The sequence below is a fragment of the Streptomyces sp. NPDC030838 genome, assembly GCF_055572035.1.
The window spans coordinates 16545-31043 of record NZ_JBVIED010000003.1; the positions used below are offsets into that span (position 1 = coordinate 16545).

The window sequence follows — 14499 nt, forward strand, 5'->3', positions numbered from 1 at the left end:
ACCCTGGCGGAGGCCCGCTCAGTTGTCCGGCGAGCGCAGAACCCGCAGGTGGCCACGGCGTGCGACCTCCATCGGGTCCGCCGCACGCCCCGCGCCGCCGGCCTGGGCCGCGCGCTCCTGGGGACGGGCCGCCTCGCGCACCGCGTTCGCAAGCGCTTCCAGGTCGTCGCCGCTCGGACGGGCGGGTGCCGAACCGTCGAGCAGCCGGACGACCTCCCAGCCGCGCGGGGCGGTGAGACGCTCGGAGTGCTCGGCGCACAGGTCGTAGCAGTGGGGTTCGGCGTAGGTGGCGAGCGGGCCGAGGACCGCGGTCGAGTCGGCGTAGACGTACGTCAGCGTCGCGACGGCGGGTCGGCCGCAGGCGGTGCGCGAACAGCGACGTACAGGGCTCACGACGTTGGACGGTACCGCACTCTTGAGCGGGCCGCGACGACTCTCCACCAGGTCACTCCACCGTGTCGTGCTGTGAAACGTCCCACACACCCCCTCTGGCATACCCCGCTGACCTGCACAGACATGCACGTACCGACGCTCGGACCGGACGGGAAGCGGTCACCAGTCGGTACAAACACCGTCAATTGCCTCGCGATCATCGGTCCGGGAGAGATATGAAATCGAGCCCGACCTTGGCTGGAATGGTCATCCGGCGACACGCCGTCCCCGAGGACTACCCTTCACCAGTGATGGACAACCGAGTACCGCCCCGTGCCGCCGCACCCGGGCCCCGCCGTCGTGATCGTCACGGCCGGGGCATGCGCGGCCCGATCGCGCCGCCGCAGGTTCCGCTCGCCGCGAGCCGCGCCGATGTGTTCGCGGATCTGGTGCAGGACTCCGTGGAGCGGCTGGAACGGCGGTGGCCGCAGCTGGCCGACATCGACTTCCTCGTGCTCGAGGTACCGCGGTTGGACGGGCCTGGGCAGGGGTGGAACGACGAGGCGGTGCCTCTCGGGGGGATCATTCCGGCGCGGGAGGGGCGGCGGGCGCGGGTGGTCGTGTACCGGCGGCCGGTGGAGATTCGGACCAAGGGACGCGATGAGCGGGCCGCGCTCGTGCACGAGGTCGTGGTCGAACAGGTCGCGGAGTTGCTGGGGCTGACGCCGGAGACTGTGGATCCCCGGTACGGGGAGGACTGAACCCCACGCGTGCCGCCCCAGGCGGCACGCGTGCCCGCAGGCTCCCCGGGCCCTTACTCCTGGAGTACCGACAGATCCTCCTCCGCCTCCGGTACCGCCACCGTCCCCCGGTCGTCCGGGAGGGGCTGGATGGTGAAGGCCGGGACACCGTCCTGGTTGGTGGTGAGGGTGCGGGACGCGTGGACGGGACCGCCCGACAGCGGCTCCACCGTCAGGGCGTACGTGCCCTTCAGGCCGGCCGGGACCGGGACCTCGACGTTCTGGGTCGTGCCCGCCTTGATTGTGTACGTCCGGGTCACCGGCGTACCGCCCTCGCTGCCCGCCGACGCCGTGACCTTGACCTTCGCGGTCTCGCCGGGTGCGGTCAGGGAGAGGGTGGTGCCCTTGGCCGCGTTGCCGGCCGCGCTCGCGCGCGTCTCGACCGCGCGGGTCGCCGGGATGAAGGCCGTCTCCTGGGCGGCCCCCTTGCCGCGCACGACCCGTACGGCCGCCACCACGGGCACCGCCCCGTCCGTCGGGGTGAGCACCAGGGAGCCCGCCTCGCCGCGCGTGACGTCGCCCAGGTCGATCGCGGTCGTCATGCCCGCCTTGACGTGCAACGTCTCGTTCCCGGCCGGGGTGATCTCCCCCGACGGTGAGGCGAGCCGCACCTTGAGGTCGGCGTCCGCGTCCCCGGGGGAGAAGGCCACGAGCCGTACGGCGGTGGCGTCCTCGGGGATGCCGGGCACCACCAGGCTGCCCGCCGGATCCGCTGCGGCCGTCAGCCAGTCGCCGCCCAGCTTGTCGTCGAGTGCCTGGACCGCCGCCCCGACCCGGCCACTGCGCACGGTCACGTGCACGGTGAGGTTGGTCTGCTGCTCGGCGATCAGCGTCGACAGCATGATCGGCTCGGTGGAGTGCGGCGGGACCGTCATGCCCTCGCCCACCGCGGACTCCAGCGCACCGTCCTTGCCGTACAGCTCGATGTCCACGACGGCGGCGGAGTCGTCGGGGTTGGTGAGGTGGAGGTAGTCCGTGCGGCCCTCCCCCGTGCTCGCGCCCGGGATCCAGAACTCGGTGTCCGGGGCGGTGCAGCTGATGCCCAGGAGGCCGCGCCCGGTCCCGGCCGTGACGTCGGTGGTCTGCTGCAGGGTCCAGCCCGGCGCGTACATGCCCTCGGCGGTGCCGATCAGCGCGGGGGACTCGGCGCCGGAGGCCTCGCCCGCGGTCGGCGTACCGGGCTTACCGGCCTTCAACGGGGCCTTCTCCGCCGTGCCGCTGTCGTCCTTGCCGCTCTCGACCTTGCCGCTCTCCTCCTCGCCGCCCTCGGCGTCGTCCGCCGACTTCCGCTCGGCGACCCGCAGTTCGGCCTTGCCCTCGCTCCCCGCGCCCTTCGTGACGGGGGTGAAGGACGCGTACGACGTCTCGGCGAGGTCGGAGGAGCTGGGCGCCGGGCACGCCAGGCTGGTGCGCTCGACGGGGAGTTGCGCCGCCGCGCGGGCGGTGTCGGGGCCGGACGCGTCGGGGGCGGTGAACGAGGCGACCGCGGTGACGGCGGCGAGCGCGCTCGCCCCGGCGATCAGGGACAGGGTGGTGCGGTTCACTGCTGGCTCCCGTCGGAACGCTCACTGCCGTGCGGCTGCTGCGCCGGGTCGTACGGCGCGTCGTAACCCGCCTGGTACGTCTGGTCGTAGGCCTGCTGCTCGTACGCCGGGTCGTAGGTGCCGGGCTGGGCCGGGCCGCCGTACGCGTACGGGTCGTACTGGCCGCCCTGGTAGGCGTCGGTGGCGTACGGCTGTCCGTAGCCCTGGTACTGCTGCCCGTACTCGGCAGGCGCCTGCGCGGGGGCCGCGGCGTCCCTCCCCCAGGCTCGAGCGTCCTCGCCCGGGGGCACCCCCATGCCGTAGGACTGCTGCTGCGGCACCGGCACCGGCGTCTCCTCCTGCGGAGGAGACGGGACGGCGTCGGGGGCGGTCCCCTCGGCCTCGGCCTGGGCGCGCAGTCGGCGGGCGCGGCGGCCCTCACCCGCGATGGCCTGCGCGGGGACGGCGGGCTCCTCGGGGAGGTCGTCGTCGATGTCGCGGCGGCGGCCGGGGAGGGCGAGGACCACGAGGACGACGGCGAGGGCGGCCTGGGCCCACAGCCACGCGGTGTGGGTGACCGGGTCGTCGTAGGTGACGTCCAGCCTGCCGCCGGAGGCGGGGAGTTCGAAGCCCTGGGCCCAGCCGTCGACCGTGGTGCGGGTGAGCGGCTTGCCGTCGAGGGTGGCGGTCCAGCCCTCGGCGGCGGAGTCGGCGAGGCGCAGCACGCGGCCCTCGGCGCCCGCCGGGATCGTCGTGTGGATCTCGACGGGCCCGGCGGCGACGGGCTGCGGCTCGCCGGAGCCGGAGGCCGGGACGATCGCCGCGCGCGAGACCTCGCGGATCACCCGCCACAGCGCGCTGCCGTTCTGCTCGCTGAGCCGCATCAGGCCGGGCGTGGTGTCCAGCACGCGGCTGACCTCGCGCGGGGCGCCCTTGTGGACCAGGATGTACCGCACCGCGAAGGCGCCGAGCTGGTCGGCCTGGTCGGCGCCGGAACCGGCGACGAGGTTGGCGACGACCTTGTCCAGCCGCTCGTTGGCACCCTGGGCGGCGGCGAGTTCGGCGTCGCCGAGGCGGGCGCCGGAGCCGCGGACCAGGGTGTAGCGGACGTGGGCGGTGGAGTCGCTGTCGAGGACGAGGGTGCGGGCCCGGTCGCGGGTGCCGCTGTCCTCGGCGACGAACGCGGGCACCTGGGTGGGGTCGCGCCGCTCCAGCGGTCCGTCGGCGCCGCGGATCATCCAGCCGGCGGCGACGAGCAGCGGGCCCGCGGCGGAGGCGAAGGCGATCAGCGCGGCGACGGGCTGGCGCCAGCCGAAGCTCTGCTCGGCCACGCGCGCGCGTGCCCCGTCGGCACCGAGGACGGCGGCGGCGAGGAGGGCGAGGCCGTAGACGAGGGTGGCGGGTCCGGCCCACGCGGAGCGGTTGGCCAGCACCGCGAAGACGAGGGCGACCAGGGCGACCGCCCAGGCCGTCCAGATCCCGAACCGGCGCTCGGCGCGCAGCAGGGCGGCCAGTGCGGCGAGCACGATGCCGATCAGCATCAGCCCGCTGACCGTGCCGGATCCGCCGGGGCTGGCGCCGAGCAGGTCGAGCGCGGAGGCGGTGGAGGCGCCGTGGTCCAGGCCGGCCTCCTGGAAGAAGCCGAACGGCAGCAGCGACAGCGACCACGGGGCGAGCACCAGCAGGGGCGTGCCGAGCTGGGCCAGGAAGCGCAGGCCGTAGGCGGTGAGGTCGGCGCGGCGGACGGCCAGCAGGGCCAGGCCGAGGACCAGGGCGACGGGCCAGACGACCGGGGTGAACGCGGTGGTGACGGTCAGCAGCAGGGCGTACGCCCAGGTGGCGCGCCAGCTGCCGCGGGCGCCGGAGGTGTGGGCGAGGCCGCTGGCGGCGATGCCCGCGCGGGCGAGCAGCGGCAGCAGTACGGCGAGGACAGCGGTGCCGAGCCGGCCGCCGGCGAGGGCGCCGGTGGCGGCGGGCAGGAAGGCGTAGACGACGGCCGCCCAGGCGCGCAGCAGCCGGGACTCGACGAGCGGCCGGGAAGCGAAGTACGCGGTGAGGCCGGCCAGCGGTACCGAGCAGACCAGCAGGACGGTGACCGCGAGTCCCGTGGACCCGAACAGCACGGATGCCAGCAGGGCGACGAGCGCCAGGTAGGGCGGCGCGTCGGGAGTGCCGCCGGCGCCGACCGGGTGCCAGGCGTCGACATACCGCGACCACAGCTCGCCGGAGTCGGCGGGGGCGGGCAGCAGGGCGCCGCCCGCGAGGGCGCCGCCGCCGAGGAGGGCACGGCAGGCGATCAGGGAGACGAGCAGCAGCACCAGGAAGAGCATCGGGCCCGGGTTGCGGGCGATGCGCTTGAGGCGGGCGAACTGCTCGATCTCCATGAAGTCGGCGTCGTCGCCGCCGGGGCCGGACTCGATGGCGCCGCCGTGCCGGCCCGCGCCGGAGGCGGTCTCGGGGTCGGAGCGGCCGACGACATTGCTCGCGACCTGTTCGACGGTGGCCCGCACGGTCGCGCCGGGCGGCGGGAACAGAGCCCGCAGTTCGCCCTTGTCGATCTGTGGCTTGCCGCGCCCGCGGCGGCCGGCGACGATCCGCTCGGGCCGCAGCAGCACGCTCAGCAGGCCCCGGATCTCGTCGACGGCCTGTCCGGGCACCTTGCCGACGAGATAGGCGAGGGTCCTCAGGACCGTGCCGAACACCAGCCGCAGCAGCACCCAGGGCAGCGCGGCCGTGCGGGTGTTGACGAGCAGGGTGTAGACGGCGCCGGCCTTGTCGACCTTGTGCGGCGAAGCGCTGGTACGGCCCGCGCAGTCGACGGTGCGGCGCTCGCGGGAGGCGGCCTCGGCGTGTCGTACGACCGCGTCGGGGGCGACGAGGACGCGGTGGCCGGCGGCGTGGGCGCGCCAGCACAGGTCGACGTCGTCGCGCATGAGGGGCAGCCGCCGGTCGAATCCGCCGAGTTGTTCGAAGACGTCGCGGCGGATCAGCATGCCGGCGGTGGACACGGAGAGCACGGTCCGGACGTGGTCGTGCTGGCCCTGGTCCTGTTCGCGGCGGTCCAGGCCGGTCCAGCGGCGCCCGGAGTTGGCGATGGAGACGCCGACCTCCAGGAGCTGCCGTTTGTCGTACCAGCCGCGCAGCTTGGGGCCGACGACGGCCACGTCGTCGCGGCCCAGCTCCAGTTCGTTCTCCACGACGCGCAGCAGCTGGGCGAGGGCGTCGGGTTCCGGGGCGCAGTCGTCGTGCAGCAGCCACAGCCACTGGACGGGCTCGCCGTGCGGCAGCTCGGGCAGGTCGTAGGCGTCGTCGCGCCAGGTGCGGGTGACGGGGTCCCAGCCGCTGGGCCGCTTCAGATACGGCAGGTCCTCGGGGGTGAGGTACGGGGCGGTGCGGTGGGCCTCCTCGACGGCCTGGCCGAAGCCGGTGCGCCGGGCGAGATGCAGGACCCGGTCGGGGCCGAGGGCGTCGGTGACCAGCTGGGCGGAGTCGTCGGCGCTGCCGGTGTCGGCGGCCATGACGAACTGCACGGGGCGCTCCTGGCCGAGCAGCCCGGCGAGCGCGTCGGGCAGCCAGCGGGCGCCGTCGTGGGAGACGAGGACCGCGGTCACCACGTGACGCGGAAACTCAGGAGCGGCAGTGAGGTCTTGGCCTGCTGCCGTGTGGCTGTGCACGGACATCGAGGTACGGGCCCCGGTTCGGTGGACTGCGGTGGACGCCTGTGCCCGTGGGGGCAGTGGGGCGTCTCGGACGAGCGACCACACTATCGGCTGGGCATGACGACGGCCCGCCGCCTGTGGACAACCCACCCGGGACGGGCCGTTCGCACCTTCTGTCCGCTTGGCTGCACGGCCGTTCGGTCAGACGGCCGCCTTCTTCAGCCGGCGGCGCTCACGCTCGGACAGGCCGCCCCAGATGCCGAACCGCTCGTCGTTGGCGAGGGCGTATTCGAGGCATTCGGAGCGGACCTCGCAGGCGAGACAGACCTTCTTGGCCTCGCGGGTGGAGCCGCCCTTCTCGGGGAAGAAGGACTCGGGGTCGGTCTGGGCGCACAGCGCGCGCTCCTGCCAGCCGAGTTCCTCGTCCGCGTCGTCGACCAGCAGTTGCTGCACCAGCTCGGTCATGTGCTGCGCCCCTCGTCTGTCTTTCCGCGTCCCCGTGATGTAGCCGTTACCGATTCCGGCTGAACGACACGAGTGAAATTACAAGTGTGCTGCTCCGGGCGAGTCAAGCCGAGATCTGCTATTGGGCCCCTTATTCACTCTGCGGAACCAAGGCCATGCGGAAAGTGTTCAAATCGGCATAAACCTTGACACCGTGACGGGGCTCGGGAGGGCCGCCGGTCCCGCACACTCCTGTACGAAGAAGGACGCCCGCGAGTTCGATCTCGTTCCGACACGCACGCCGAAGCGAACCGGATCACAGTCGGATCACGGGATCGCAACGACGCTTGCGCGCCCGGTTGTGCGCCATGTGTCCCGGTGGGCGCCTGAACAAACCTTTCACCTGGGAGATGAACCGGATGAGGTGAACCATGTCCCACATTCCGGGCGACGAGTTGACAGTGCCGGTGTGAACCGCTGTCCTTGTGGGCATGCTCGCGAACTTGGCGCTCACCTCGACCCGCACCGCCGGGTCCCTCGGTGCTGCCCGCGCTCGCTGTAGCTGTTGCTGTCCCGGCTGTTGAGCCTTCCCCCTCGCTCCAGCCTCCGGCCGCGCCTTTCCGGCCCGGCCGCTGTTGTCTCCCTCCGCCCCAGCCCACGGGGCGACCCCTCTGTTCGCCCTTCCGCCAAGGAACCACCGCACCCATGAACAGCGACAGCGACCTCCAGATCGCCGGCGACCTCCTCGAAGTCCCGCACCTGCTCCAGGCCCCGCGCGAGCACCCGGCCACCGTGGCCGAGTTCGTCGGACTGGCCCGTTCCATCGCGGCCGAGCGCGCCCAGTGGGCGCACCTCGTGCAGTACGACGCGACCACCCGCTGGTACCACCGGCTGCGCACGGGCCCCGGCTACGAGGTCTGGCTGCTGTCCTGGGTGCCCGGCCAGGGCAGCGGGCTGCACGACCACGGCCCCTCCTCCGGCGTACTGACCGTCCTGGACGGCTCCCTCAGCGAGCGCACGGCGCGCGGCACCCGCGCGTTGGGGGCAGGCGCCCAGCGGGTGTTCGCGCCGGGGTACGTGCACGAGGTCGTCAACGACACGCTGGAGCCGGCCGTGAGCCTGCACGTCTACTTCCCGGGCCTGACCGAGATGCCGATGCACGCGGCCCCCCACTGCGAGGCGGCGGCGGGGCCGCGTTCCGTGACCGTCTGACACGTTGTCGTACCCGCCTGCCAGACTTGGCCCCATGCGCATTGTGGTTCTGGCAGGCGGCATCGGCGGTGCCCGGTTCCTGCGCGGTCTGAAGCGGGCCGTGCCGGACGCGGACATCACGGTCATCGGCAACACCGGGGACGACATCCACCTCTTCGGGCTGAAGGTCTGCCCGGACCTCGACACGGTGATGTACACGCTCGGCGGCGGTATCAACGAGGAACAGGGCTGGGGGCGGGCCGACGAGACCTTCCATCTGAAGGAGGAGCTGGCGGCGTACGGCGTCGGGCCCGAGTGGTTCGGGCTGGGCGACCGGGACTTCGCCACGCACATCGTGCGGACCCAGATGATCGGCGCCGGATATCCGCTCAGCGCGGTGACGGAGGCGCTGTGCGACCGCTGGAAGCCCGGGGTGCGCCTCATCCCCATGACCGACGACCGCGTGGAGACCCATGTCGCCGTCGAGCTGGACGGCGAGCGCAAGGCGATCCACTTCCAGGAGTACTGGGTACGGCTGCGCGCCTCCGTCCCCGCCCAGGCGATCGTGCCCGTCGGCGCCGAGCAGGCGAAGCCGGCGCCCGGTGTCCTGGAGGCGATCGCCGAGGCCGACGTCGTCCTCTTCCCGCCCTCCAACCCCGTCGTGTCGGTCGGCTCCATCCTCGCCGTGCCCGGCATCCGCGAGGCCATCGCCGACGCCGGGGTGCCGGTGGTGGGCCTCTCCCCCATCGTCGGCGACGCGCCCGTGCGCGGGATGGCCGACAAGGTGCTGGCCGCGGTCGGCGTGGAGTCCACGGCCGCCGCGGTGGCCGAGTACTACGGCTCCGGACTGCTCGACGGCTGGCTGGTCGACACCGTCGACGCGGGCTCCGTCACGCGCGTGGAGGCCGCCGGCATCCGCTGCAAGGCGGTCCCGCTGATGATGACCGACGTCGAGGCGACCGCGCGGATGGCCCGCGAGGCGCTGGCGCTGGCGGAGGAGGTGCGAGGGGCGTGAGCAGCGAGCAGCGCGCGGTGGACGGCGGCGCGCCCGCCTACCGTGTGTGGGCCGTGCCCGGGATCCCCGAGGTCACGGCCGGGGACGACCTCGCCAAGCTGATCGCGGCCGCCGAGCCGGGGCTGGCCGACGGTGACGTGGTGGTGGTCACCTCCAAGATCGTGTCCAAGGCGGAGGGGCGGATCGTCCAGGCGGCGGACCGCGAGGCCGCGATCGACGCGGAGACCGTCCGCGTGGTGGCCCGGCGCGGCACCCTGCGCATCGTCGAGAACCGGCAGGGCCTGGTGATGGCCGCCGCCGGGGTCGACGCCTCCAACACCCCCGCCGGGACCGTGCTGCTGCTGCCCGTCGACCCGGACGCCTCCGCGCGCGCGATCCGCGACGGGCTGCGCGCCGCCCTCGGCGTCACCGTCGGCGTCGTGATCACCGACACCTTCGGGCGCCCCTGGCGCTCGGGGCTCACGGACGTCGCGATCGGCGCCGCGGGCGTACGGGTGCTGGACGATCTGCGCGGCGGCACCGACGCGTACGGCAATCCGCTCAGCGCCACCGTCGTCGCCACCGCCGACGAGCTGGCCGCCGCGGGCGACCTGGTCAAGGGCAAGGCGGCCGGACTGCCCGTCGCCGTGGTGCGCGGGCTGCCGCACGTGGTGGCCGGGGCGGACGGCGAGGGCGCGCGGGCGCTGGTGCGCCGGGCGCACGACGACATGTTCCGGTTGGGCACGTCCGAGGCGATCCGGGAAGCGGTCACCCAGCGGCGTACGGTCCGCGCCTTCACGGACCATCCGGTCGACCCGGGCGCGGTCCGCCGGGCCGTGGCCGCGGCCGTGACCGCACCGGCGCCGCACCACACCACCCCCTGGCGTTTTGTCCTCCTGGAGTCTCCGGAGTCCCGCACCCGGCTCCTCGACGCGATGCGCGAGGCCTGGATCGCGGATCTGCGCCGGGACGGCAAGAGCGAGGAGTCCATCGCCAAGCGGGTCCGGCGCGGCGATGTGCTGCGCAACGCGCCGTATCTCGTCGTGCCGTGCCTCGTCATGGACGGCTCGCACACCTACGGGGACGCACGGCGGGACGGGGCCGAGCGGGAGATGTTCGTCGTCGCCGCCGGAGCCGGTGTGCAGAACTTCCTCGTCGCGCTGGCCGGGGAGCGGCTCGGCTCGGCGTGGGTGTCGTCCACCATGTTCTGCCGGGATGTCGTACGGGACGTGCTGGGGCTGCCGGAGGACTGGGATCCGATGGGGGCCGTGGCGGTCGGGCATCCGGCGGAGGAACCGAGACCGCGGCCGGAGCGGGACGCGTGGGCGTTCATCGAGGTGCGGTGACCGTACGCTCGTAGAGTCACTTTCCCGCCCTTGTCCCCTCTTCCTTCCCAAGGACTCATCCGTGGCAGGACGCTTCGCTCCCCGGCCCACGCGTACGACCGTGCGCGGCGGGCATGTCGCGGTGCCCGGTGGGGTGCCGCGGCCGGCGGCCGGGCCCGGGAGGGTGCGGACGTATGTGCCGGACGGGCCGCTGGATCTCGGCCTGGTGCTGGGGCCGCTGCGGCGCGGCCCCGGTGATCCGACGTTCCGGGCGACACCGGACGGCTCGGTCTGGCGGACCAGCCGTACGCCGGACGGGCCGGGGACTCTTCGGGTCACCGCCCGCGGCGCGGAGGTACGCGGGGAGGCCTGGGGCCCGGGAGCGCGGTGGCTGCTCGACCGGTTGCCGGAGCTGCTGGGGGCGGCGGACGATCCGGCGGCGTTCACGCCTCGGCATCGACTCGTCGCCCTGACGCGGCATCGGCGGCCCGGATTGCGGTTGACGCGGACCGGGCTGGTGATGGAGTCGTTGATCCCGTCGATTCTGGAGCAGAAGGTCACGACCGATGAGGCCTATCGGGCCTGGCGGTTGCTCGTACGGAGGTTCGGGGAGCCGGCGCCGGGACCCGCGCCCGGGGGGATGTGTGTGATCCCGACGCCCCGGACATGGGCCTTGATCCCCTCCTGGGAGTGGCATCGGGCCGGAGTCGACAACAAGCGCGCGTCGACGATTCTGCGGGCCGTACGGGTCGCTGCCCGGCTGGAGGAGGCTGTGCGGATGGACCCGGTGGCGGCGCGGTCGCGGCTGGAGGTCGTGCCGGGGGTCGGGCCGTGGACGTCGGCGGAGACGGTGCAGCGCAGTCATGGGGCGGCGGACGAGGTGACCGTCGGGGATGTGCATCTGCCGGGCATCGTGGGCTGGGCGTTGGCCGGGGACCGGGACGCGGACGATGCCGAAATGCTGCGGTTGCTGGAGCCGTACGCGGGGCAGCGGCATCGGGCGGCGCGCTTGATCCTGCTGAGCGGGAGGGTGCCGCCGCGGCGGGCTCCGAAGATGCCGGTGTGGGATATCGGGCGGCTGTAGGCGGCGCGCCTGACCCGGTGCCCGGCGTTGGCGCGGGCCGGGGGGAGTCGCGCAGCCCGGCGCTGACGGGGTGCCGCCCGCGCCCACCCGTGCCGCCCCAGGCGGCACGCATGCCCGCGGCTTTGGCGGACGAGCTGCCGCAGCCACACCGGTTGGCCGGCGGCCCACGGCGTGAGCGGACTACCAGCCACGCGGCTACGCCGGACGCACCGCTGCCCGCGGCTTGGGCGGACGGACCGCTGCCCGCGGCTTGGGCGGCCCGGCTTCGCGCACCAACCACAGGGCTGCACCCGCCCACGGCGAGGAGGGGACGTGGCGGGGGTGTCCGCCCGCAGCGGCTGGCGCGTCCGGCACGGGGCACAGCCGTGGATACGGCAACCGCGCCAGACCGAGGACGGATACCCCCGGCGCGGCCCCGACCCCCAACAAACCGTGGGCGCTACAGCAACCCCCACCGGACCCGCGCAGGCCGCCGCAGGCCTCTACTGGCCTCTACTGGTCCGACGAGAAGCGGACCGCCCCCGCCGGGATCTGGGCGTCGCACCAGATGCGCATGCCGTCACGGAGTTCGTTGTCGGGGCCGATGACCGCGCCGTCGCCGATGACCGTGCCGGTGAGGATGGAGCGTTCGCCGACACGGGCTCGAGTGCCGATGAGGGAGTCGGTGACGACCGCGCCGGGTTCGATGACGGCGCCGGGAAGGATCGTCGAGCCGAACACGCGTGCGCCCTCCGCCACGAACGCGCCTTCACCGACGACCGTGCCGCCCGCCAGTTTCGCGTCCGGTGCCACTCTCGCCGTGGGGAGGACGAGACGGTCGCCGCAGCGCCCCGGCACCGCCGGGGACGGGGCGCGCCCGAGGACCAGGTCCGCCGAGCCGCGGACGAACGCCGCCGGGGTGCCCAGGTCCAGCCAGTACGTGGAGTCGACCATGCCCTGGAGATGGGCGCCGGCCGCCAGAAGGCCGGGGAACGTCTCGCGCTCCACCGAGACCGGGCGGCCCTGCGGAATGGTGTCGATCACCGAGCGGCGGAAGACGTACGCCCCCGCGTTGATCTGGTCGGTGACGATCTCCTCCGGGCTCTGCGGCTTCTCCAGGAAGGCCTGCACCCGCCCGGTCTCGTCCGTCGGGACCAGGCCGTACGCCCTCGGGTCCGTCACCTTCGTGAGGTGGAGGGAGACGTCCGCGCCCGTCGTCTCGTGGGTGCGGACCAGAGCGCGGATGTCCAGGCCCGTCAGGATGTCGCCGTTGAAGACCAGGACCGGATCGTCCGGACCGGAGTGCAGTCGCGACGCCACGTTGCGGATCGCGCCGCCCGTGCCGAGCGGCTCCTCCTCCGTGACGTACTCGATGTGCAGCCCCAGCGACGAGCCGTCACCGAAGTACGGCTCGAAGACCTCCGCCAGGTAGGACGTGGCGAGCACGATGTGCTCGACCCCCGCCGCCCGCGCCCGCGCCAACTGGTGCGTGAGGAACGGCACCCCCGCCGCCCTGACCATGGGCTTGGGCGTGTGCACCGTGAGCGGGCGCAGCCGGGTGCCCTTGCCGCCGACCAGGAGGATCGCTTCTGTCACCTGTCGTCTCTGCTTCCTGCCGGGACCGGCCGAACTGTCTTTCGGCCGGCCAGTGTATGCAGACCGTTGTCCGGCACCTTCGACGGCGTGCGACGTCGCGGAAGCGTCCCCCGGTTCCCCCCGGTCCCGTGCGGGCCGCCTCAGTCGCGGCCCTGGTAGTACGCTGCGTAGCCGCGGACCGAGCCGAGTTTGCCGTAGAGCTGCCGTCCTGGGCACTCTGTGGGGAAACCGTCGCGGTGCCCGGAGATTGCATTCAGTCGTACGTTCTTACCTTTTCGGTAGAGATTGCCACCGCCGGACTTCAGATATGTCTTGCCGCGCGGATTACCCCCGTGCAGGCCCAGCTTCCACGCCGTCAGCCGGCCCAGTGCCTTCACCGTGGCCTTGGACGGCTTGGACGAGTTGAACGTGCCGAGGACGGCGATCCCCATGCTGTTGGTGTTGAAACCGAGGGTGTGCGCGCCCATGACGGGCTTCGCCACGCCCCCCGCCCGGCCCTCGTAGATGTTTCCGCACTTGTCGACGAGGAAGTTGTAGCCGATGTCCCGCCAGCCCATGCTCTTGACGTGGTAGCGGTAGATACCGCGAATGACGGAGGGCGCCTGTGAGCAGCGGTAGCCGTTGCCGGTGGCGGTGTGGTGCACGAAGGCCGCCTTCACCTTCTTGGTGTAGATGAACTTCTTCTCGCGCAGCTTCTCGTCCGCGCCCCACCCGCGGCGGGTGACGATGCGCGGGCGCGGGCCGATCTTCGGCTTCGCCTGCTGTTCCTCCGTCAGCTCCGTGGCGCCGAGCGGGCCGAGCGCCGCGTTGGGCTCGGAGGCGGCGATGGCCTCGGGGGTCAGCGTGCCCAGGCGGGAGGAGGCGGCGGGGGCTCCGTGGGCGGGGGCGTCGTCGGCACCGCCGGGGTCGACGAGTTCCAGGCGGAGGCCGGTGGGGAGGGGAGGCTGGGGGGCGAGGGCTTCGTCCTCGCCCTGCCGCGTCTCGGTGCCGTGCTCGTACGTGTCCGTGTCCGGCGTCGCCAGTACCCGCACCTCCACGCCGTCCGAGTCGCCCACCCACAGCGGTGCCGTGGCGCCGCGGACGCGGCCGGAGGCGCGTTCCTCGGTGTCGAGGTCGGGCGCGTGGTCGGCGTTGTGGGTCTCGATGTCCTGCCAGCCGGACCAGGTGCCGGTGCCGGCGGCGCGGGTGCGGACCTGGACGCGGCCGTGGAGTTCGCTCCCGGGGTCGTCCCAGACGACGCCGACGAGCGAGAAGTGCTGTACGTCCCGGCGCGGCAGGCCCTGGACTGCGGCGGAGCCGGAGGAACGGTCCGTGCCGAGCGGGACGAGGGGCAGCGACTGGGTGCTGCCGGGTATGCCCGCCGCGCCCGCCTCCTCGACCACGCTCGGTCTCGCGGTCGCCGGTCTCGCGGTCGCCGGTGCCACGGGCAGGGTCAGCGGGAGGGCGAGGGCGGTCGCACAAGTGACGCCGATGGAGGAAGCAAGGAATCCACGCATGCCCCCGATCCTGGACATAGCCATACAAATCTGTCC

Annotated in this window: 11 protein-coding genes; 5 read left to right on the plus strand and 6 right to left on the minus strand. The window is 73.3% G+C overall.

The genetic code is table 11. The features are described 5' to 3' along the window. Positions 1-18 precede the first annotated feature (18 nt). Positions 19-441 (minus strand): DUF3499 domain-containing protein, encoded by a 423-nt coding sequence (locus ACZ42A_RS10570; RefSeq protein WP_365766452.1) that lies wholly within the window; start codon positions 439-441, stop codon positions 19-21. 242 nt (positions 442-683) lie between these two features. On the opposite strand from ACZ42A_RS10570, the gene ACZ42A_RS10575 reads away from it, so the two are divergent. Next, positions 684-1133, plus strand: coding sequence for a metallopeptidase family protein (locus ACZ42A_RS10575; RefSeq protein ID WP_468527275.1), 450 nt, complete (start codon positions 684-686; stop codon positions 1131-1133). 53 nt (positions 1134-1186) lie between these two features. Here the strand turns inward: ACZ42A_RS10575 and ACZ42A_RS10580 are convergent, their stop codons facing one another. The 3 genes from ACZ42A_RS10580 to ACZ42A_RS10590 all read right to left on the minus strand — a co-directional run bounded on the left by ACZ42A_RS10580 (position 1187) and on the right by ACZ42A_RS10590 (position 6819). Next, positions 1187-2716, minus strand: a complete 1530-nt coding sequence (locus ACZ42A_RS10580) for a DUF5719 family protein (RefSeq protein WP_468526794.1) — start codon at positions 2714-2716, stop codon at positions 1187-1189. Continuing rightward, positions 2713-6375: a glycosyltransferase gene (locus ACZ42A_RS10585; protein WP_468526795.1), complete on the minus strand. Its 3663-nt coding sequence runs from the start codon at positions 6373-6375 to the stop codon at positions 2713-2715. Before ACZ42A_RS10585 ends, ACZ42A_RS10580 begins: the two co-directional genes overlap by 4 nt. A 180-nt stretch (positions 6376-6555) precedes the next feature. Beyond that, the gene (locus tag ACZ42A_RS10590; protein ID WP_003975777.1) at positions 6556-6819 is read right to left on the minus strand and encodes a WhiB family transcriptional regulator; all 264 of its coding nucleotides are present in this window, start codon (positions 6817-6819) and stop codon (positions 6556-6558) included. A 684-nt stretch (positions 6820-7503) separates the two neighbouring features. Here ACZ42A_RS10590 and ACZ42A_RS10595 point away from each other — a divergent pair. From ACZ42A_RS10595 to ACZ42A_RS10610, 4 genes are all read left to right on the plus strand, one after another. Continuing rightward, the gene (locus tag ACZ42A_RS10595; protein WP_468526796.1) at positions 7504-8010 is read left to right on the plus strand and encodes a cysteine dioxygenase; all 507 of its coding nucleotides are present in this window, start codon (positions 7504-7506) and stop codon (positions 8008-8010) included. A 34-nt stretch (positions 8011-8044) separates the two neighbouring features. After that, positions 8045-9004: a 2-phospho-L-lactate transferase gene (gene cofD, locus ACZ42A_RS10600; protein ID WP_468526797.1), complete on the plus strand. Its 960-nt coding sequence runs from the start codon at positions 8045-8047 to the stop codon at positions 9002-9004. Further along, positions 9001-10329, plus strand: coding sequence for a coenzyme F420-0:L-glutamate ligase (locus ACZ42A_RS10605; protein WP_468526798.1), 1329 nt, complete (start codon positions 9001-9003; stop codon positions 10327-10329). Before cofD ends, ACZ42A_RS10605 begins: the two co-directional genes overlap by 4 nt. 61 nt (positions 10330-10390) lie before the next feature. Continuing rightward, the gene (locus ACZ42A_RS10610) at positions 10391-11392 is read left to right on the plus strand and encodes a DNA-3-methyladenine glycosylase family protein (RefSeq protein WP_468526799.1); all 1002 of its coding nucleotides are present in this window, start codon (positions 10391-10393) and stop codon (positions 11390-11392) included. A gap of 492 nt (positions 11393-11884) precedes the next feature. Here the strand turns inward: ACZ42A_RS10610 and manB are convergent, their stop codons facing one another. Beyond that, positions 11885-12967: a mannose-1-phosphate guanylyltransferase gene (gene manB / locus ACZ42A_RS10615; RefSeq protein ID WP_468526800.1), complete on the minus strand. Its 1083-nt coding sequence runs from the start codon at positions 12965-12967 to the stop codon at positions 11885-11887. 140 nt (positions 12968-13107) lie between these two features. Further along, entirely contained in the window at positions 13108-14481 is a 1374-nt protein-coding gene (locus tag ACZ42A_RS10620; RefSeq protein WP_468526801.1) for a peptidoglycan recognition protein family protein, read from the minus strand. Positions 14482-14499 lie beyond the last annotated feature (18 nt).

What these genes read in the sequence shown, in the direction of transcription:
- ACZ42A_RS10575 (WP_468527275.1), top strand. Translation starts at nt 684, where the DNA reads ATGGACAACCGAGTACCGCCCCGTGCCGCCGCACCCGGGCCCCGCCGT.
- ACZ42A_RS10585 (WP_468526795.1), bottom strand. Translation starts at nt 6,375, where the DNA reads ATGTCCGTGCACAGCCACACGGCAGCAGGCCAAGACCTCACTGCCGCT.
- ACZ42A_RS10590 (WP_003975777.1), bottom strand. Translation starts at nt 6,819, where the DNA reads ATGACCGAGCTGGTGCAGCAACTGCTGGTCGACGACGCGGACGAGGAA.
- ACZ42A_RS10595 (WP_468526796.1), top strand. Translation starts at nt 7,504, where the DNA reads ATGAACAGCGACAGCGACCTCCAGATCGCCGGCGACCTCCTCGAAGTC.
- cofD (WP_468526797.1), top strand. Translation starts at nt 8,045, where the DNA reads ATGCGCATTGTGGTTCTGGCAGGCGGCATCGGCGGTGCCCGGTTCCTG.
- ACZ42A_RS10620 (WP_468526801.1), bottom strand. Translation starts at nt 14,481, where the DNA reads ATGTCCAGGATCGGGGGCATGCGTGGATTCCTTGCTTCCTCCATCGGC.